General features: G+C 61.3%; 16 protein-coding genes. 10 read left to right on the top strand and 6 right to left on the bottom strand.

Translation table 11 applies throughout. The features are described from left to right. Window positions 1–4 precede the first annotated feature (4 nt). The 5 genes from HGP13_RS27280 to HGP13_RS27260 all read left to right on the top strand — a co-directional run bounded on the left by HGP13_RS27280 (window position 5) and on the right by HGP13_RS27260 (window position 5,794). Window positions 5–616, top strand: coding sequence for a NeuD/PglB/VioB family sugar acetyltransferase (locus HGP13_RS27280; RefSeq protein WP_172231229.1), 612 nt, complete (start codon window positions 5–7; stop codon window positions 614–616). A gap of 37 nt (window positions 617–653) precedes the next feature. Then, complete coding sequence (locus HGP13_RS27275; RefSeq protein ID WP_210266323.1) at window positions 654–1,742, top strand: glycosyltransferase; 1,089 nt, start codon at window positions 654–656, stop codon at window positions 1,740–1,742. A gap of 49 nt (window positions 1,743–1,791) precedes the next feature. Continuing rightward, window positions 1,792–2,916, top strand: a complete 1,125-nt coding sequence (locus tag HGP13_RS27270; RefSeq protein ID WP_172231226.1) for a glycosyltransferase family 4 protein — start codon at window positions 1,792–1,794, stop codon at window positions 2,914–2,916. 182 nt (window positions 2,917–3,098) lie between these two features. Further along, on the top strand, window positions 3,099–5,087 hold the full coding sequence (locus HGP13_RS27265; protein WP_172231224.1) for a nucleoside-diphosphate sugar epimerase/dehydratase: 1,989 nt from the start codon (window positions 3,099–3,101) through the stop codon (window positions 5,085–5,087). Between the two features lie 152 nt (window positions 5,088–5,239). Beyond that, window positions 5,240–5,794 carry a sugar transferase gene (locus HGP13_RS27260; protein WP_172231221.1) on the top strand — a complete coding sequence of 185 codons (555 nt, stop codon included), beginning with the start codon at window positions 5,240–5,242 and terminating at the stop codon, window positions 5,792–5,794. On the opposite strand, the gene HGP13_RS27255 is transcribed toward HGP13_RS27260, so the two are convergent. Both HGP13_RS27255 and HGP13_RS27250 read right to left on the bottom strand, forming a co-directional pair. After that, window positions 5,773–6,726, bottom strand: a complete 954-nt coding sequence (locus HGP13_RS27255; protein ID WP_172231218.1) for an NAD-dependent epimerase/dehydratase family protein — start codon at window positions 6,724–6,726, stop codon at window positions 5,773–5,775. The two genes, HGP13_RS27260 and HGP13_RS27255, sit on opposite strands and share 22 nt — an antisense overlap. An 18-nt stretch (window positions 6,727–6,744) precedes the next feature. Beyond that, window positions 6,745–7,974, bottom strand: a complete 1,230-nt coding sequence (locus HGP13_RS27250) for an O-antigen ligase (RefSeq protein WP_246707137.1) — start codon at window positions 7,972–7,974, stop codon at window positions 6,745–6,747. 591 nt (window positions 7,975–8,565) lie between these two features. Between HGP13_RS27250 and cysD the strand changes: the two genes are divergently transcribed. From cysD to cysQ, 3 genes are read left to right on the top strand one after another with little or no spacing between them, the layout of a single operon-like run. Beyond that, window positions 8,566–9,471, top strand: coding sequence for a sulfate adenylyltransferase subunit CysD (cysD, locus tag HGP13_RS27245; protein WP_172231212.1), 906 nt, complete (start codon window positions 8,566–8,568; stop codon window positions 9,469–9,471). Window positions 9,472–9,473: 2 nt separating this feature from the next. Next, complete coding sequence (cysN, locus tag HGP13_RS27240) at window positions 9,474–11,411, top strand: sulfate adenylyltransferase subunit CysN (RefSeq protein ID WP_281410976.1); 1,938 nt, start codon at window positions 9,474–9,476, stop codon at window positions 11,409–11,411. A gap of 10 nt (window positions 11,412–11,421) precedes the next feature. Further along, a complete protein-coding gene (gene cysQ, locus HGP13_RS27235) occupies window positions 11,422–12,213 on the top strand; it encodes a 3'(2'),5'-bisphosphate nucleotidase CysQ (protein ID WP_172234863.1) in 792 nt (263 codons plus the stop codon). A gap of 16 nt (window positions 12,214–12,229) precedes the next feature. On the opposite strand, the gene HGP13_RS27230 is transcribed toward cysQ, so the two are convergent. The 4 genes from HGP13_RS27230 to HGP13_RS27215 all read right to left on the bottom strand — a co-directional run bounded on the left by HGP13_RS27230 (window position 12,230) and on the right by HGP13_RS27215 (window position 16,227). Next, window positions 12,230–13,372: a DegT/DnrJ/EryC1/StrS aminotransferase family protein gene (locus HGP13_RS27230; protein WP_172231206.1), complete on the bottom strand. Its 1,143-nt coding sequence runs from the start codon at window positions 13,370–13,372 to the stop codon at window positions 12,230–12,232. A gap of 261 nt (window positions 13,373–13,633) precedes the next feature. Next, window positions 13,634–14,557: a carbohydrate kinase gene (locus HGP13_RS27225; RefSeq protein ID WP_172231203.1), complete on the bottom strand. Its 924-nt coding sequence runs from the start codon at window positions 14,555–14,557 to the stop codon at window positions 13,634–13,636. Beyond that, window positions 14,554–15,000 carry an RbsD/FucU domain-containing protein gene (locus tag HGP13_RS27220; protein WP_172231200.1) on the bottom strand — a complete coding sequence of 149 codons (447 nt, stop codon included), beginning with the start codon at window positions 14,998–15,000 and terminating at the stop codon, window positions 14,554–14,556. Before HGP13_RS27220 ends, HGP13_RS27225 begins: the two co-directional genes overlap by 4 nt. Then, entirely contained in the window at window positions 15,001–16,227 is a 1,227-nt protein-coding gene (locus HGP13_RS27215) for an ROK family transcriptional regulator (RefSeq protein WP_172231197.1), read from the bottom strand. Window positions 16,228–16,457: 230 nt separating this feature from the next. Between HGP13_RS27215 and HGP13_RS27210 the strand changes: the two genes are divergently transcribed. Beyond that, entirely contained in the window at window positions 16,458–17,474 is a 1,017-nt protein-coding gene (locus HGP13_RS27210; protein ID WP_027034293.1) for a sugar ABC transporter substrate-binding protein, read from the top strand. A gap of 163 nt (window positions 17,475–17,637) precedes the next feature. Next, window positions 17,638–18,699 (top strand): ABC transporter permease, encoded by a 1,062-nt coding sequence (locus HGP13_RS27205; protein WP_172231194.1) that lies wholly within the window; start codon window positions 17,638–17,640, stop codon window positions 18,697–18,699. Window position 18,700: the final 1 nt, after the last annotated feature.

Genomic DNA, 18,700 nt, shown 5'->3' with positions numbered 1-18,700 from the left:
TTCGATGGCCTATAGCGGCCTTTACGTGCTGGGGTTTGGCGGGCATGCGCGAAGCGTTGCCGACGTGGCGCTGGCCGCGGGGGTCAAGTGTCTTCTGTTTGTGGACGCCAATGCCATGCCGGATGAGGAGTTTGCAGGATTTAGTGTGGTCAGCTCGATGCCGCACCCTGCAAGTGCCGGCTGGGCGGTGTTTCCCGCCCTGGGCGACAATCTGCGTCGTAGGCAGGCATTGGAGAGCGCCGTCCTGCACTCTGTGGTTCTTGTGTCTCCGACTTCAACAATCGGTAGGCTGGCTGAGATAGGCGAGGGGACTTTTGTTGGGCACCACGCTCATGTAGGGCCGTCAGCGCGTGTAGGGCGCGGTGTTATAATCAATACCGGGGCGATCGTTGAACACGAATGTGAAGTGGGGGCTTTCTCTCACATCTCGGTGAACGCCATAGTCGCTGGGCGCAGCCGGATCGGTTCGAACGTGTTGGTTGGCGCAGGCGCGACCGTGATCGATGGAATACGGGTCTGTAATGACGTGGTAATTGGCGCAGGCGCAACCGTGGTCGACCATATAGTGGCAACTGGCACATATATAGGCACGCCTGCTCGCTTGATGCGATCGTGAGTCCTGCGGTTACGCAAATCGGTAAGTGAGCTCACCTGTGACGGGCCCTGAAAAGATTGTCGTGGTTCATGATTATTTTGGCATCAGGGGGGGTGGCGAACGTGTCGCGCTAAGTCTCGCGCACAATTTCGGGGCCACGCTGATGTTTGGCTACAGAACCAGCGAGACCTTCGAGGACGATATGTTTTCGGCGGACATTCGCGATCTCGGGCTGCCATCGATCTTCCAGAAACCCGGTCTTCGTGCAGCCGCCCTGGCCTTGCGGTTCCAGGCAAGCCGGCACACGGTGCAAAAATACCGCACCCGTATCTTCAGCGGCGTCTCGGCTCCCTTTGCGGCGCCTGAACCCGGCAGTGGGCGAAACATCTACTATTGTCATACGCCGCCGCGCTTTCTCTACGATCAGAAGGACCATTTCGCCAGACATGTTCGCGGCAGCCCGATGAGAACACGCGCGCTGGAATGGTTCCGCACGGCCTATGAGGCGGCATTCGGCCGTATGGACGTGGTTGTAGCCAATTCGCAAACCGTGCGCGAGCGGATCCGGACTTTTCTCGGCCGCGACGCTGCCGTGGTTTACCCGCCATGCGATATCGATGCCTATAAATGGATAGGCCAGGATCCGTTCTATCTGTCGACCGCGCGCCTTTCGCCATTGAAGCGTGTTGATCGCATCGTCGATGCCTTCATCAGGATGCCGGACAAACGCCTCGTGGTCGCGTCGCAGGGCGATGATTTCGAAATGTTGAAGCGCCGCGCCGCCGATTCGCCGAACATCACTTTTCTAGGCTGGGTCGGGGAGGAAAGGCTGCGAACGCTTATGGGGCAGGCAATCGCGACTCTTTATGTGCCAATTGACGAGGATTTCGGAATTTCACCGGTCGAATCCATGGCTGCCGGCAAGCCGGTAATCGGAGTTGCCGAAGGTGGCCTGCGCGAGACCATTCTTCCTGGCGAGACGGGATTGCTCCTTGATCCTGCCTTCGGTGTGGATCAGCTGGTGGAAGCCGTCCAGGCGATGACCCCCGGGCGGGCGCTCGCCATGCGATCAGCTTGTGAGGTGCGGTCGGTCTTGTTTTCGGAAGCTCGATTTATTGCTGGGATGCATGCAGTTGTTGGTAAGTGACAATGCGGATTTTTGAACAGGTCATCGATCAAAGACGGAAAAGCAACGCTTGAAAGTCCTGCACTTCTTCAAGACCTATTGGCCCGATACCTTTGGCGGGGTGGAACGGACGATCCATGCCATCGCCCAAAGCACGGCTGCTTACGGCGTGGAAACCGAGGTGCTGTCGCTGAGCCGTACTCCGAATGAAAACACAAGGCGCTTGGACGGCCACATGGCCCGCAAAGCCAGGCTGGATTTCGAGCTGGCGTCGACGGGATTCTCGCTCCAGGTTTTTCGGAAGTTCGGCGAGCTCGCAGGGAAAGCCGACCTGATACACTACCATTTTCCATGGCCGTTCATGGATTTGGTGCATTTTCAGTCTCGCCACGGCAAACCGAGTATCGTCACCTATCATTCCGACATCGTCAAACAGAGACTGATACTGCCGTTTTATCAGCCGTTGATGCAGCATTTCCTGAAGGACGTGGATGCAATCGTTGCGACATCGCCGAACTATCTGAAATCAAGTCCTGTTCTCAAAGCTTTCGAGGCGAAATCGACCGTCATTCCGATTGGCATCGACGAGAATGCCTACCCGGCACCAACCGAAGCTGACAATGACTGGTGCCGATCGGCGGTGACGGGACCCTTCGTGCTGTTTGTTGGCGTCTTGCGCTACTACAAGGGGCTGGACGTGCTGATCCAGGCAGCCAATCAGCTGCGGTGCAAGATCGTCATTGCCGGCTCCGGCCCCATCGAGCAGCAACTCAAGCTTCAGGTCGCAAAATTACGTCTCGACAACGTAATCTTCCTTGGGGAGATCACGGAACAGAGGAAGATGGCGCTGCTTTATGCCTGCCGAGGATTTGTCTTCCCGTCCAACCAGAGGTCGGAAGCCTATGGGCTGTCGCTGGTAGAGGCTGCGATGTGCGGCAGAGCGATGATTTCGTGCGAAATCGGCACGGGAACGACGTATGTCAACGAGGCAGGGCTAACCGGGCTGGTGGTTCCGCCATCGGATCCGGCGCGTCTGGCTGAAGCCATCAACCGCTTGGTCGATTCGTCCGAAGAAGCAGAGAGATGGGGCCGGGCGGCACGGGATCGGTATGCCAGTCTTTTTACCGCTGACAGGATGGGGAAGGCTTACGCTGCCCTCTATTCCAGGTTGGTGACGGCCGCGCAGGCGGAGTAGGCCCGCTGGAACCGGCAACTAGCCGCAAAAAAACTCTGGCGATGATCTCAAGTCCACGATATGCGATACAAGCGGCGGGGGCCGAGGATTGGCGCAAAGAACATGTGGCCGGTGACGAATGGTATTCGATCTGGCGCTACTTTAGTGTCAAAATCTTGGTGCCTGGAGTTCAGTACTGGCCAATGACTTCCTTTGTAAAAGCCGTATCCGGAAGTCGGCCGAAGATGCGGCGCGTCATCATCATGGTCCAGGATATGGCCATGGTCCTGATCGCGGTGGCGCTTAGTCTCGTCCTCTCCAGGTCAGACCTTTCGTTCGATGCATTCTCCGACGAAGGCTTTGCCACATGGGCCGGGGTCGTTCTCATCAGCCACCTGCTGTTCAGATATTGTGGCCTCTACACCACGATCTGGCGCTTTGCCTCGACCCCGGACTTTTTCAACATCCTGAAGAGCTGCGCGATTCTGACGGTCGTGCTTTACACCGTTTCGCTGATGTCTCGTTTCGTTCGGCCCGTGGCTGGCCTCAACGAGCGCCAATTCATCGTCTTCTTCCTCGTTTCCTTCACCATCATATCGGCGCCTCGGCTGTTCTATCGATTCCTCCGCGACGGCGCGAGCTGGGGCATCCTCACAGACAAGACCAACAAGGCGCAGGCCAAGCGGGCGCTGTTCGTCGGTCGGCTTGGCGAGGCCGATCTGATCATTCGCTTCACACGCACGGCAGAGCCGGCCGACTATTCCATCGCCGGCATCATGGCGACCGAGCGCGGTGCACCGTTGGGTACACGGATTCAAGGTGTTCCCGTGGTGGCGTCCCGGCCGCGGCTGATCGATGTCCTGGAGGATTACGCCGCCGGCACCAAGAGCATCGACCTGCTTATTTTCGGCAGCGGCGTCGAGCATGAGATCGAGGAGTATTCCGAGCTTGTGCGTGTCGCCCGCCATGGCGGCATAACCGTCGTCCAGTTCTCGCGGCTCTCGCAACTGGGGCAGGAGGGAAAGATCGTTCTCGACGAAGTCGAGATGGAAACGATCCTGCGCCGCCCGACGGTGCCGTCCGATATCGAACGCATTGGTGCCTTTGTCGGCGGCAGGCGCGTCCTGGTGACGGGAGGCGCCGGGTCCATCGGCCGCACGCTGGTCAAGCGGTCGCTGGAGCTCGGGGCAGGGGCGGTGCTGGTCGCCGACAATTCCGAGTTTGGCATCTTCCAGTTGAGCCAGTATGTCGACGAGAAGGACCACGATCGCCTCAAGGTCCGCATTGTCGATGTCGCGGACCGGCGTCAGATGACGCGTGCCGTCACGGAATTCAAACCGGATATCATCTTTCATGCCGCGGCGCTCAAGCACGTTCCGCTGCTCGAGGAGAACTGGGAATCGGCCATTCAGACCAATGTTTTCGGCACGCTTGTCTGCGCTGAGGTTGCCGCCAAATGTGGCGTTCCGCAGTTCCTGCTCATCTCGAGCGACAAGGCCGTGGATCCGACGTCGGTGCTTGGCATCACAAAGCGAGCGGCCGAGCAACTCGTCAGTTCCCTGCACGAAAGCCACGCAATCGCGCCGGATGGGCGCCGTTCCGGCACCAAGTTCATAGCCGTGCGGTTCGGCAACGTTTTTGGCTCAAACGGGTCGGTGGCGACCATCTTCCAGGCTCAGATCGAAGCCGGCGGCCCGGTCACGATCACCGATCGGCGCATGACCCGGTATTTCATGACGGTGGCGGAAGCTGTCGACCTGGTCATCATGGCCGCCGCCGACGCGCAGTCGCGTGACGGCAAGGACGACTATGCCACCTACATGCTGGACATGGGCAAACCCGTGCCGATTCTCGAAGTCGCGGAAACCATGATCCGCATGGCCGGCAAGACGCCCTATGCGGATATTCCGATCCGCTTCACCGGCATCAGGCCCGGTGAGAAGCTGCATGAGACGCTCCAGGGCGCCAACGAAGAGATCGTTACGCTCGACATCGCCAAGATCTTCGGCCTCAGGACCGATGTCGTGGCGTGGCCGACGGTTCAGGCCGCGCTGGCCGCGCTGCAGGCGGCAATGAAGAACCAGGACAAGGCTTCCGCCCTTGCGGTGCTGGCGGAACTCCATCGGCCGGAGACGCCAGCGCCCGACACGCGGCAGGAAACGGGCTCGAGAACAGTCGGGCAGGCAGGTTAGATACGTTGCAGCTGACGGTTGAATGACGAGACCTTGCCTGGATATCGGTCCTGCGGCGTTGTTGTCAGAGCAATTCCCAAGGCAAAGCGCTGCGCGCTTTTCTAGGGAAAACCGTTTCACACTTTTCCTGGAATTGCTCTCGTGATCGGGGGATGGCCGTGAAAGGATTGAAGCGAGCCTTTGATCTCGTCGCGACAGCCCTGCTGTTGCTGGTGACGTCGCCTGTTCTATTGCTCTGCGCGCTTGCGGTGCGGGCATCGTCGCCCGGTCCGGTGATTTTTTCGCAAACGCGGGTCGGTCGCGATGGTGTGTTGTTTCGCTGCCACAAGTTGCGGACGATGGTCCAGGGAACGCCGTCCTTGCCCTCGCACGAGGCGCCAGCGAATGCCGTGACCGCGGTCGGAAGGATCTTGCGGAAGTTCAAGCTCGATGAGCTGCCACAATTCTGGAACGTGCTGCGGGGCGAGATGAGCCTGGTCGGGCCGCGCCCTTGCCTGCCGACACAGACGGAACTGATCGAGCGTCGCAGGCGGCTGGGCGTCCTGGCGGCACTTCCCGGCATTACCGGCATGGCCCAGATCAGGGGCATCGACATGTCGAACCCGCAGCTTCTGGCCGAAACGGATGCCGCCTATCTCAGGACCGCGTCATTCTGGCTCGACCTTCGCATCCTGTTTGCAACGCTCTATCGCAAAGCAGGCGATTGAGCGTTTCCGAGCCGCGCTATCTCGGCCAGCCACTCCAGCGTGGCGGTTTCCGGCTGCCAGCCTTCGGATACGAGCAGGGAAGGGTCGCATATCTGTGTTGCCGTCATGCTGTCCCAGGACGTCCGCTTGCCCAGCAGGACCGATGCTGTCCGCAACAGCCCGGCCGGCACGGCCATCAGGCGCTTCGGCCGTGCAAAACCGTTGCGAAAGGCGCCGACGATGGCCGCGACCGAAACCGGCGGCACATCGCTGGCAACATAGATCGGGCGCAGTGGCCCCGAACGGTTCAGTAGATGCCACACCGCGCCGGCCGCCGATCGCGATGACAGCACCGAGCGGGTTCCTGTTAACGGACCTGCCGGCAGCGGCAGGCCCGTATCGGCCAGGCGCATCAACGTCGCCAGGTTTCCCTTCATGCCGGTTCCGTAGACCGGGGGTAGCCGCAATACGGTGGCATGGAAACGGTCATGCGACGCATAGGCGTCCAGCACCCTGATCTCCGCTTCGCGCTTCGAGCGCCCATAGGCGCATTGCGGATCGGCTATCGTGTCCGCGTCGATCGTTGCACTGACGCGCGCACCGATCACGGCCCGAATCGAGGAGAGATGGATGAAGCGTCCGCTTGCCTGTTCGGCGGCTGCTTGCGCCAGCCGTGCACTCAATTCCGTATTGACCGCCCGAAAATCGGCTTCGATGGCATTGCCTGCGTCATTGTTCAGGCCCGCACAATGCACGACATCCGTAACATCCCTGGTAAGCGCCAGGAAGGCAGCCGCCGGCGCGTCGAAACCGGGCATCCGCATGGCATCATGTCCCGGACCAATCCTCTCAGGATAGCGGGACGCGAGACGAAGCTCCGCTCCCGCCTGACGAAGCTGATGCACCACCTGACGGCCGATGAAGCCTGTCGCGCCTGTAACCAGGACTTTCATGGCCTTTGCCCTGAACGGCTATTGGGTGGATGGATGCGCCAGGTCTTTCATTGCTGGCGGAAGCGCCTGGTCGTCCGCCCCAAGCGGAAGTGTCTGGTCTTGCGGCAACGGAGCCTGACGTCCGCAGGCGAGATAGGTTCCCGAGACCAGGAAGACCATCAGCACCGAATCCAGAATGTCGTGACCAACCAGGATGCCTGTCATCCCTGACGTGAGATAGGTGATCACCACGATGACAATCATCGTGGCGCCAAAACGCTCGATCGGATCGGTGCTGTTTCGCAGGACCAGGGCGGCATTCGTGGCGGCAACGACAAAGATCGCCGCCAGCGTTACCGCGCCCAGGAGCCCTGCCTGCACCAGGGCTGTCAGGAAGCCGTTGTGAAAGTGATTGAAGCCGGCATCCATCTCGAACTGATCGCGGAAGCCTTGTCTGATCAAGAACTGGGTGGCGCCCACGCCATGTCCGAACAATGGGGCCTCACGGAACGCCTTGAGGCCTATCTCCCAAAGGGCAACACGGAATCCCAACGAGGTGTCGTAGTGGCCCTGTGCCCTAAGCGCATTCCAGTCGGCGCGCAGAAAGTCGATGCGCCCGGATATCGTCTGGAAGCCGACAGCAGCGACCACGACTCCGACCGCGACCAGCAGCAAGAGCAGCCGAACGGCATTCCTGCCTCTCAGCATGCGCTGGTTGATCAACAGAACGGCGATGCCGGCAATCGGCAGGGCTAGCCAGACGATGCGCGTCTCGGAGTAGATGATGGCGATCGTTCCGCCAAGCGCTGCGCAAAGGAGGGCAATCCTGTGTCTCTCGATGCCCGACAAGGCGCCGGCCACGCAGACCATCACGGCAAGGCACAGGACCTCCGCGAAAACGATCGCATTGCCCGCCCCGCCCTTGGCCCTCATCCCGACCCAATATTGCTGGGCAACGGCCAGCAGCAGTGCGACGAAACAGGCGGCCAAGCTGCTGAGCACGATGATGCGAACGAGCGTGGTCTTCTGCGAGATGCTCCAGGTCGAATAGGAGACGGGAAAAAACAGGAAGGTTACGAGCGGAATAAGGCGTGGCGCATCCTGGACGAGCGTGTTGTTGACAATGGATGCCACTAGATTGGCCGCGCAGTAGGCATAGATCGCGATCGTCAGCGCCATCATCGCCCGGTCGATGTTGAAGCGCCTCTTCTTGAAGGCGATCAGCAGGACGGACCACAGACCGCCGCCATTGAACACGAAGCTGACCACCGATCCCAGAACCGGTGGAAAAAAGAAGCAAAGCGTGGAGAAGTAGATATTGATCCGCGAAGGCGTGAGTTGCGGTCTTGCAGACGAAAGCCGGTTCAAGTTTCGGGCTCGCTATTCTCGAGTGGCTTTGTGCGGCACATCCTGTTCAGCCGAACCGAATGTGCTCGCCTCGAAATTGCCCATGCCTGGTAACGCATCTTGCCCGCTTCCGGGGCTTGTATAGCGGCTGGGCTGCCTTTTCGATAGTGCGTCGGGGCTTGTTGTCACCGAAAATCGGCGACCGACGCCCGTCGATTGGGAAAGGGCTCCAGAAGCATTTGCCGCCATGGTCTTCCGAGCAATATTTTTCCTGCCTTTTCCCGGTTGGAGCTCCTGCGAACAGAAATTTCCGGGATCTGGCGAAAGCATGGAAAATTCATTCCCGAACTGACCGCTACCGCGCTCGTCTTGCATTGTTCTGCCGTGCGCCGATCTGCTAGAACGCCCGCACGAAACACTTTGTCCAGAAGCGAAGCTTGAACCGGGCGCAAAAAGCGCGATGATTTGACGCAAGGTCTTCTGGCGCAAGGCACGAGAGAACGCTCACAGTCTATGACCATAGCGCTTACGCATCTGCAGCGGCTTGAAGCCGAATCCATCCACATATTCCGCGAGGTTGCGGCCGCCTTCTCCAAGCCGGTGATGCTCTATTCGGTCGGCAAGGATTCATCCGTGCTGATGCATCTGGCAATGAAGGCGTTCTACCCCGCCAAGCCGCCATTCCCGTTCCTTCACGTCGACACCACTTGGAAATTCCGCGAAATGATCGCTTTTCGCGATCAGATGGCGCAAAAGCTTGGGTTCGACCTTCTGGTTCATGTCAACGAAGACGGCGTGCGCGACAACATCAATCCGTTCGACCATGGCTCGAACACCCACACCCATGTGATGAAGACCGTGGCGCTGCGTCAGGCGCTCGACAAATACGGTTTCGATGCCGCCTTTGGCGGCGCCCGTCGCGACGAGGAGAAGTCGCGCGCCAAGGAGCGCATATTCTCGTTCCGCAACGCTCAGCATGTCTGGGATCCGAAGAACCAGCGGCCCGAAATGTGGAAGATATTCAACACGCGCATCGCAGCGGGTGAATCGATCCGCGTCTTCCCGCTGTCGAACTGGACCGAGCTCGATATCTGGCAGTACATCCTGCAGGAGAACATCCCGATAGTGCCGCTCTATTTCGCCAAGGAGCGGCCGGTGGTGGAACGTGACGGGATGCTGATCCTCAAGGACGACGATCGCATGAAACTGCGCCCGGGCGAGACAGTCGAGAACCGGCTGGTCCGGTTCCGCACTTTGGGCTGTTATCCGCTCACCGGCGCCATTGAATCCGATGCCGACACGCTCGAAGCCATCGTTGGCGAGATGCTAACGGCGCGCACGTCCGAGCGGCAGGGTCGCTTGATCGACCGTGATGAAGCAGGCTCCATGGAAAAGAAGAAGCGCGAGGGGTATTTCTGACCGTGCGTCACATCATGGCAAAAAGCCTCGCCCCCACTGACAGCGTCCGCGACTATCTGGCCGCGCAGGAGAAGAAGTCGCTGCTGCGCTTCCTGACCTGCGGTTCCGTCGATGACGGCAAGTCGACGCTGATCGGGCGCCTTTTGTCCGACACCAAACAGATCTTCGAGGATCAGCTTGCCGCGCTCGAACGCGATTCGCGCAAGCACGGCACCACCGGCGACGACATCGATTTCGCGCTGCTGGTCGACGGTCTTGAGGCCGAGCGCGAGCAGGGCATCACCATCGACGTCGCCTATCGTTTCTTCGCCACGCCGAAGCGGAAGTTCATCGTCGCCGACACGCCCGGCCACGAGCAGTACACGCGCAACATGGCAACCGGCGCCTCGACCGCCGACCTGGCGATCGTGCTGATCGATGCAAGGCAAGGGGTGCTGCGCCAGACTAGGCGCCATTCGATCATCGCCTCGTTGCTCGGCATCCGCCACATCGTGCTGGCCGTCAACAAGATCGATCTCGTCGATTTCGATCAGGCGGTTTTCGATCGGATCGTCGAAGACTACCGGCAATTCTCGAGCGATCTCGGCTTCCAGAGCATCGTGCCGATCCCGATGTCGGCTCGCTACGGTGACAATGTCAGCAGCCGCTCCGACAAGATGCAATGGTATTCCGGCCCGACGCTGATCGAGCACCTCGAGACCGTTTCGGTCGAAGAGGCCGCCGTCGAGCAGCCGTTCCGTTTTCCGGTGCAATACGTCAACCGTCCCAATCTCGATTTCCGCGGTTTTGCCGGCACGATCGCGTCCGGCGCCATCGCGCAAGGCGACGAAGTCGTCGTCGCCAAATCCGGCAAGTCCTCCCATGTCAAACGCATTGTCGCTTATGGCGGCGATCTCAAACAGGCGGTGGCCGGCCAGGCCATTACGCTCGTTCTCGACGACGAGGTCGAGGTTTCCAGAGGCAATATGCTGGTTTCACCGGCTGCCAGGCCACAGGTCGCCGACCAGTTCGCCGCTAACATCGTCTGGTTCGACGAGCATGCGCTGCTGCCGGGCCGTTCCTACATCCTGCGCACCGAAACCGACCAGACGAGCGCCACCGTCACCGACCTGAAATACCGCATCAACGTCAACGACTTTGCCCATGAGGCGGCCAAGTCGCTTGAAATGAACGAGGTTGGCATCTGCAACATCTCGACGCGGGCGCCGATCGCCTTCGATCCCTTCGCCGAAAACCGCACGACAGGCGCCTTCATCCTGATCGATCGCATCAGCAACGCCACCGTCGGCGCAGGGATGATCGTGCACTCGCTGCGTCGTGCCGAAAACATCCACTGGCAATCGCTCGATGTCGGCAAGCGCGTACGCGCCGACATGAAGAACCAGCGGCCCGCCGTGTTCTGGTTCACCGGGCTTTCGGGCTCCGGCAAGTCGACCATCGCCAACTTGTTCGAGAAGAAGCTGTACGCCACCGGCCGGCACACCTACATCCTGGACGGCGACAATGTCCGTCACGGTCTCAACCGCGATCTCGGCTTCACCGATGCCGACCGCGTCGAGAACATCCGCCGGGTGGCCGAAGTGGCCAAGCTGATGGCCGATGCCGGTTTGATCGTCATTGTCTCCTTCATTTCGCCGTTCAGCGCCGAACGGCGCATGGCGCGCGAGTTGATGGCCGATGGTGAGTTCGTCGAGGTATTTGTCGACACGCCTTTCGAGGAGTGCGCCAGGCGGGATCCAAAAGGCCTCTATGCCCGCGCGCTGAATGGCGAGATCAAGAACTTCACCGGTGTCGATTCCCCTTACGAAGCGCCGGAAAAACCGGAAATCCATCTGAAGACGCTCGGCAAATCGGCGGAAGAGATGGTAGATGCCCTGGAACACTGGCTGAACGAGCGTGACATTGCCGAAGACCAATACGACAATGGCGGCGGCATCTGACGACAGGACGATGCTCGACGTCTTCGAGCGTCTCGCTCTGGCGGCTGGACGCGAGGTTATGCGCGTGTTCCACGCCGGCTGCGCGGTCGACCACAAATCGGACTCCTCGCCGGTGACCGAAGCGGACCGCGAAAGCGAGAAGATCATCCTTGCCGGGCTGCGCGCCGCATTTCCCGACATTCCCTGCGTGGCCGAAGAGGAAGCCTCGGCCGGCATCGTGCCACCTGACCTGGACGGGGCGTTTTTCCTTATCGATCCGCTCGACGGCACCAAGGAATTCGTCAACCGCCGCACCGACTTCACCGTCAACATCGCGCTTGTCCGCCATGGCGTGCCGGAAGTCGGTGTCGTTTTCGCACCTTGCACCGGCCGCTTCTTTTCCGGCCTGCCGGGCAGGGCGGAGAGCCTCGAAATCGATGGTGACTACCAGATCGTCGCGCGCCGGCCGATTTCAGTGAGAACGGCAGCAGTGCCGCTGGCCGTCGTCGCCAGCCGCTCCCACAACACGCCGGAAACCGAAGCCTATATTCGTGACCTCGGCGCCGCCGAGATCGTCTCGGTCGGATCGTCGTTGAAATTCTGTCTTCTTGCCAGCGCCGAGGCGGATGTCTATCCGCGCTTCGGCCGCACCATGGAATGGGACACGGCAGCGGGCGACGCGGTGCTGCGCGCGGCGGGCGGCACGACACGCACGCTGGACGGCAAGCCCTTGGCCTACGGCAAACGCGACCAGGCCGATGACGAGGATTTCGCCAATCCGCATTTCATCGCCAGCGGCAGGGCAGGGGGCAGCCCCGCCTGAGACCGGCTACCGATTATTACTCGGCCGCGGCCTGCGCTGAGTTCGAGCCGATATAGTTGCGGATCGTCTCGATGATCCGGTCCTGGTCGGCTTCGCTGAGATAGGGGTGCATCGGCAGGCACAGGATGCGCTTAGGCAGCTCCTCCGAGACGGCAAGACCGGTCGGCGTGCGCGGGTAGTCGCGATAGGCGACTTGGGCATGCAGCGGCCTGACGTAATAGATGACGGACGGAATGCCCTTTTCGCCCAGATGCGCCTTCAGGCCGTCGCGCTTGGGCGTCTCGATGGCGTACTGCGCCCAGGCCGAACGGCTGCCGTCGAGGTTGCGGGCCGCCGTGACGATATCGCCAAGCCCCTCCGCATAGCGGTTTGCCACCACCTGGCGTGCAACCATCTCGTCTTCGAGAATGGCGAGCTTTTCGATCAGGATCGCCGCCTGGATCGTGTCGAGCCGTGAATTGATGCCGACGCGGACATTGTCATATTGCGTCTCGCCCTTGCCGTGGAAGGCGAAGGAACGCAGCTTGTCGGCCAGCGCGTCATCATTGGTGAACATCGCGCCACCATCGCCGTAGCAGCCGAGCGGCTTGGCCGGATAGAAGCTGGTCGAGCCGACATGGCCGAAGGCACCGCACATCTTGCCGTCAAGCGACCCGCCCATCGACTGGGCGGCGTCCTCGATCACCAGCAGCCCTTCGCGATTGGCGATCGCCATGATGGCATCATAGTCGGCGGCAAGGCCGAACAGGTCGACCGGGATGATCGCCTTCGGCTTCAGCCGGCCTTCCTTCTTGATCATGGCGATGGCCGCTTCGAGGCTGGCGATGTCAATGTTGTAGGTCTCCGGATCGACATCGACGAAGACAGGTTCCGCCTTGGCCAGCGCCACCACTTCGGCGGTGGCGGCGAAAGTGAAGCTGGGCACGAACACCGCGTCGCCCTGGCCGATGCCGGCGGCAAACAGCGGCAGCAGCAGCGCATCGGTGCCGTTGGCGCAGGCCACGACATGCTTGGTGCCGATATAGGTGGCGAGCTTGTTCTCGAATTCGGTGACCTGCGGGCCGAGGATATAACGCCCTTCTTCGACGACACGGTCGATCGCGGCCTTCAGCCGGTCGCGGATGCGTTCGCGCTGCGCGCCAAGATCAATGAACTGCATGTCGGCCTCAAAACGGTTCTAACCAGGCGGTTTAGCCAAATAACGGCCCGCTGGTATCAGAGTTGCGCCTGCCGAGAAAGCCGGGCAGCCAGAGCCGCCAATTGCCGAGATATCGCAGTCTGTTACCTCTGATTTCCGGCGTATCTTCGCAAGATGCCGGAAATCCGGGATTCGTCGGGCTCAATCGCGCCTATATAACGCCTGGGATCAGCCCTGCGAAACATAAAGTGATCGGCTGGGTCAACGTAAGTTGAGAGCTATTCAGGCGATTTCATGCCGCCACGGCGGATTGGCGCCCGCGCGTGACACGGTCACCGCCGCCGCCTTTGCACCGAGCGCCAGCGCCTTGTGGATGGCCTCTTTCGATAGGCCGGCGATTGCCGCCTTGGTCAGCAGGCCCTGTTCATGCAGGGAGGCAAGGATGCCGGCATTGAAGGTGTCGCCGGCGCCGACCGTGTCGACCACCTCGACTTTTTCCGGCATCACGGTGACGGCATGGTCTTTGGTGTAACCGACAGCGCCTTCGCTGCCATGGGTCACGACGATCAGCTTGGGGCCACGGTCGAGCCAGTTGCGGATGACATCTTCATGCGAGCCGGCTTCGCCGAACCAATGGAGGTCTTCGTCCGAGAGCTTCACGATGTCGGCCATCGCCATCATCTCGCGGATGCGTCTGAGGTGCTTTGCCTTGTCGGGGATGAAGTTCGGCCGGATATTGGGATCGAGCATCATGACGCGGCTTGCGTGCTCGCGCCGCATGAACTCTTCATAAGCACTGCCGGCAGGGTCCGAGATCAGGCTGATGGCGCCGAACAGCATGGCCTCGATCTCGTTACCCAGCGCCGGCAGGTCATCGATGGCCAGCAGGCGTCCGGCGGTATTCTCGTCGTAGAATGTGTAGGTCGCCTGGCCGTTGGTCAGCTTCACAAAGGCCAGTGTCGTAGGTCGCGAGGAAGTGTGGGCGTAGGTGGAACTCACCTTGCTCGCGCCCAGCGCATCCCTGAACTGGCCGCCGAAAAGATCCGACGACAGGCCGGAAAAGAAACCAGCCGGCGCGCCCAGCCGGCCAAGCGCGATGGCCGTGTTGAATACCGCGCCGCCCACATAGGGGGCAAAGGCCGGCTCACCCAGCGTCGTGGTGCGCGGCAGCATGTCGATCAGGGCTTCGCCGCAGCAAAGGATCATGGCTTCCTGGCCTCCGGCGGATAGATCACGCCCTTGCGGATGATGATGTTGGCGTAAAGCCGCGGCTCGCTTGTCGCGACGATGGCATGCGCCGATTTGACCCGTGCATAGAAGTCGGCGCCGGCCAGTGCAACCACCTTGCGGCCCGGCGCGCGTTTGGCGCAGATCGCCTCGATCTCATGGTGGACTGGATCGGCGAGCGACGGATCGCCTTTCACCGATGCGCGAAACAGCGCTTCCGGCACCGCGTCGTCGACCGGCAGGATGCTCAGGATCGCGTCGAGCACCGGAATGAGCGGATGACCGTCGGCGCGGATCAGGCGCCTTGCCTGCTCCTCGGCCGGGTAGTTTCCGTCGACAAGGGCGATCTCGTCGCCATGGCCCATGGCGCGCAGCGTTGCCAGAAGCTCCGGCCCGAGCAAAGCGGGGATTCCGATCAGCATTCAGGCGCTCCTGGAAATCGTCGTCGAACCAATGAGGAAGCGTTCGGAAAGCGGCAGGCTGGCGCCCCCGAGCGCCCGGGCATGGATGCCGACAGTTCCCTCGCGAACGGCGGGAAGTTTCAGGCCTTCGCCGTCGATTGTCGCGATGGCGGCGATAATGGCATCGACCAGCCGGCGGCGCACCGCCTTCGGCATCCAGCCGTCGATCACCGCCGCCTCGAAATCGATGACCGCGGACGCCGCGACGATGGCATAGGCAAGCGCCCGCGAGGCGCTGGCGATCCAGTCGTCGAGTTCGGAACCGATCTCGCCCCAGTCCTCGGGCGAGGTCCACAGATGCGAGGCCTCGACGCCGCGGGCATTGAGCGCCTTTTCCAGCATGGCGATCGATGCCACGTCGATCAACTGGGTTGGCTTGCCATCCGGTCCGGGCACTGGCATCGAGCCGAGCGCGCCGGCATTGCCGGTTGGGCCGCCGAACAGCCGGCCGTTGAGCACGATGCCGCCGCCGGCGAAGGCGCCGATATAGAAATAGACGAAGTCGCGCGCGCCGCCGGCCTGGCCGAAGACGAGTTCGGCGCCGCAGGCCGAGGTGGCGTCATTTTGCAGATAGACCGGAAACTCACATTGCGCCTGGATATCGGCCCTGATGTCACGGTGGCGCCATTCGTCCATGACGTCGCGCGGCGCGCCGGCGGTGTCGGCCCAGTTCCACAGTTCGAACGGCATGGCGATGCCGAGCCCGGCAATGCGCTTGTCCTGCGCCGGTGTCAGTTCGCCGCGCATCTTCTTCATGCCTGATGTGACGAATTCCACCGTCTCGCGCGGCGCCGGATAGCGATAGGAGTGCTGCAGCATCGCGCGCACATGCCCAAGAAAATCGATCAACACCAGTTCGGCGCTGCGGCGGCCGATCTTGAGGCCGATGAAGAAGGCGCCCTCGGGGTTGAGCGCCATCGGGATGGAGGGCTGGCCGATCTTGCCGCGCAGCGGCGCCTGGCGCACGAGCAGCGCTTCTTCCTCCAGTTCGCGCATGATGACCGAAACCGTCTGCGCCGAAAGTCCGGTCATGCGGGCGATATCGGATTTCGCCAGGCTGCCATGCTGGCGCACCAGCGAGAGCACCAACCGCTCGTTGTGGTCGCGCATGCCGCTCTGGTTGGTGCCGCGGTGAATCAGGCTGTCATTCGCTTCGGGCGAACCGTGCCTCGCAATGGCGGTCTCCACCCTGTTCCTCCCGTCGTTCTTCTCGATGCTTTTGGGCCAGAATGAGTGAACGAAGCAAGGCTGCCAATAATAAATAAGAGTGATTTAATTATTGACAGAGGCCTCGGTCTGGTGTCTGTTGGAGCCGCGTCCACGCTGGGAGAAATTCGTTGGATGCGCTGTGGATGTCGGTTGGCCGGCATCCGGAATTGGTTCCACTGGGAGGAAAAATCGTGACCAATACAAAACTGTTGAAGTCCACCGTGTTTGCGGCGGCGGCCCTGGGCCTGATGGCGTTTGCGTCGTCCGCATCCGCGGCTGGTGTCGGCGCTTGCCTGATCACCAAGACCGACACCAACCCCTTCTTCGTCAAGATGAAGGAAGGCGCGACCGCAAAGGCCAAGGAACTCGGCGTCGACCTCAAGACCTACGCCGGCAAAATCGACGGCGACAGCGAGAGCCAGGTCGCGGCGATCGAAAGCTGCATTGCCGACGGCGCCAAGGGCATCCTGATCACCGCATCCGACACCAAGGGCATCGTGCCGACCGTGAAGAAGGCGCGTGACGCCGGCCTGCTGGTGATCGCGCTCGACACGCCGCTCGACCCGATCGACGCGGCCGATGCGACCTTCGCTACCGACAATCTCGAGGCCGGCAAGCTGATCGGCGCCTGGGCCGCGGCGACGCTCGGCGACAAGGCCAAGGACGCCAAGATCGGCTTCCTCGACCTGACGCCTTCGCAGCCGACCGTGGACGTGCTGCGCGACCAGGGCTTCATGATGGGCTACGGCATCGACGTGAAGGACCCCAACAAGATCGGCGACGAAACCGATCCGCGCATCGTCGGCCACGACGTCACCAACGGCAATGAGGAAGGCGGCCGCAAGGCGATGGAGAACCTGCTTCAGAAAGACTCCGGCATCACCGTCATCCACACCATCAACGAGCCGGCCGCTGTCGGTGCTTACCAGGCGCTCAAGGCCGTCGGCCTTGAAAAGCAGGTGCTGATCGTCTCGGTCGACGGTGGCTGCCCCGGCGTGAAGTCGGTTACAGAAGGCGTCATCGGCGCGACATCGCAGCAGTATCCGCTGCAGATGGCTGCGCTCGGCATCGAGGCGATCGCCGCCTTCGCCAAGGACGGAACCAAGCCGAAGCCGACCGAAGGCAAGAACTTCTTCGACACCGGCGTCAACCTGGTGACGGACAAGCCGGCCACTGGCGTGAAGTCCATCGACACCAAGGAAGGCCTCGCCAAGTGCTGGGGCTGATGCCGGTCTGACTGGCAACAAAACAACCGAAGCGGCCGGGGGGACTTGATCCCCGGCCGCTTCGGGTGGACGATGGATCGCGTGACCGCGAACAATCCCGGCGATAGACCGGAAAAGCGTGGACGGGCGTCAGCGTTTGGCTGACCCCTCACGGGGAGGAAACATGGCTCAAGCTCAGGAATTCGAGAAGGTTCTCTCGGGCAGCGACACCAGCGTCGCCGCCTTTGACGAGCACAAATCGGCCGTCAAGCGCATCCAGCATTTCCTGCATTCGACACCGGCCGCTGTGCCGCTGATCGTGTTGGTCCTGTCGATCATCATCTTCGGTATCGCCATCGGCGGACGTTTCTTTTCGTCCTATACGCTGACGCTGATCCTGCAGCAGATCGCCATCGTCGGCATTCTGGGTGCCGCGCAGACGCTGGTCATCCTGACCGCCGGTATCGACCTGTCGATTGGCGTCATCATGGTGATTTCCGCCGTGATCATGGGCAATTGCGCGGTCAGCTACGGCATGCCGGCCATTCTCGCCGTGACGATCGGGCTCGCCGCCGGCGCGGCCTGCGGGCTGCTCAACGGGCTGCTAGTCGCCTACATGAAGCTGCCGCCCTTCATCGTGACGCTTGGCACCTGGAACATCGTCATGGCCACGAATTTCATCTATTCGGCCAATGAGACGATCCGCGACACCGATGTCGACAATCAGGCGCCGCTGCTGCATCTGTTTGCGCTGAGCTTCAAGCTGGGTACGGCGGTGCTGACGCTCGGCGTCATTGCCACGGTCGTGCTCGTGATGATCCTCTGGTACGTGCTCAATCACACAGCATGGGGCCGCCATGTCTACGCTGTTGGCGATGATCAGGAAGCGGCGAAGCTGTCGGGCATCCAGACCAAGAAGGTGCTGATGACGGTCTACACTCTTGCCGGGTTGATCGCCGCTTTCGCTGCCTGGGTCTCTATCGGCCGCAACGGCTCGATCTCGCCTTCGGCCGCCGTCACGGACTACAATCTGCAGGCCATCACCGCGACGGTGATCGGTGGTATATCCCTCTTCGGCGGGCGCGGCTCGATCCTGGGCACGCTGTTTGGCGCGATGATCGTCGGCGTCGTCTCCATGGGTCTCAACATGCTGGGCGCCGATCCGCAGTGGAAAGTGCTGCTCACCGGTGTGCTGATCATCGGCGCCGTGGCGATCGACCAATGGATCAGAAAGGTTTCGGCATAAT

The sequence above is a fragment of the Mesorhizobium sp. NZP2077 genome, assembly GCF_013170805.1.
In the GTDB taxonomy this organism is placed as follows: Bacteria; Pseudomonadota; Alphaproteobacteria; order Rhizobiales; family Rhizobiaceae; genus Mesorhizobium.
Note: the sequence above shows the minus strand (reverse complement) of the source record. Positions and strands in the feature narration are given on the sequence as shown.

Bases quoted from the DNA above. Each gene is read 5' to 3' on its own strand.
- HGP13_RS27280 (WP_172231229.1), top strand. From the start codon at position 5: ATGGCCTATAGCGGCCTTTACGTGCTGGGGTTTGGCGGGCATGCGCGA.
- HGP13_RS27265 (WP_172231224.1), top strand. From the start codon at position 3,099: ATGACTTCCTTTGTAAAAGCCGTATCCGGAAGTCGGCCGAAGATGCGG.
- HGP13_RS27260 (WP_172231221.1), top strand. From the start codon at position 5,240: ATGGCCGTGAAAGGATTGAAGCGAGCCTTTGATCTCGTCGCGACAGCC.
- HGP13_RS27255 (WP_172231218.1), bottom strand. From the start codon at position 6,726: ATGAAAGTCCTGGTTACAGGCGCGACAGGCTTCATCGGCCGTCAGGTG.
- cysD (WP_172231212.1), top strand. From the start codon at position 8,566: ATGACCATAGCGCTTACGCATCTGCAGCGGCTTGAAGCCGAATCCATC.
- cysQ (WP_172234863.1), top strand. From the start codon at position 11,422: ATGCTCGACGTCTTCGAGCGTCTCGCTCTGGCGGCTGGACGCGAGGTT.
- HGP13_RS27230 (WP_172231206.1), bottom strand. From the start codon at position 13,372: ATGCAGTTCATTGATCTTGGCGCGCAGCGCGAACGCATCCGCGACCGG.
- HGP13_RS27225 (WP_172231203.1), bottom strand. From the start codon at position 14,557: ATGATCCTTTGCTGCGGCGAAGCCCTGATCGACATGCTGCCGCGCACC.
- HGP13_RS27220 (WP_172231200.1), bottom strand. From the start codon at position 15,000: ATGCTGATCGGAATCCCCGCTTTGCTCGGGCCGGAGCTTCTGGCAACG.
- HGP13_RS27205 (WP_172231194.1), top strand. From the start codon at position 17,638: ATGGCTCAAGCTCAGGAATTCGAGAAGGTTCTCTCGGGCAGCGACACC.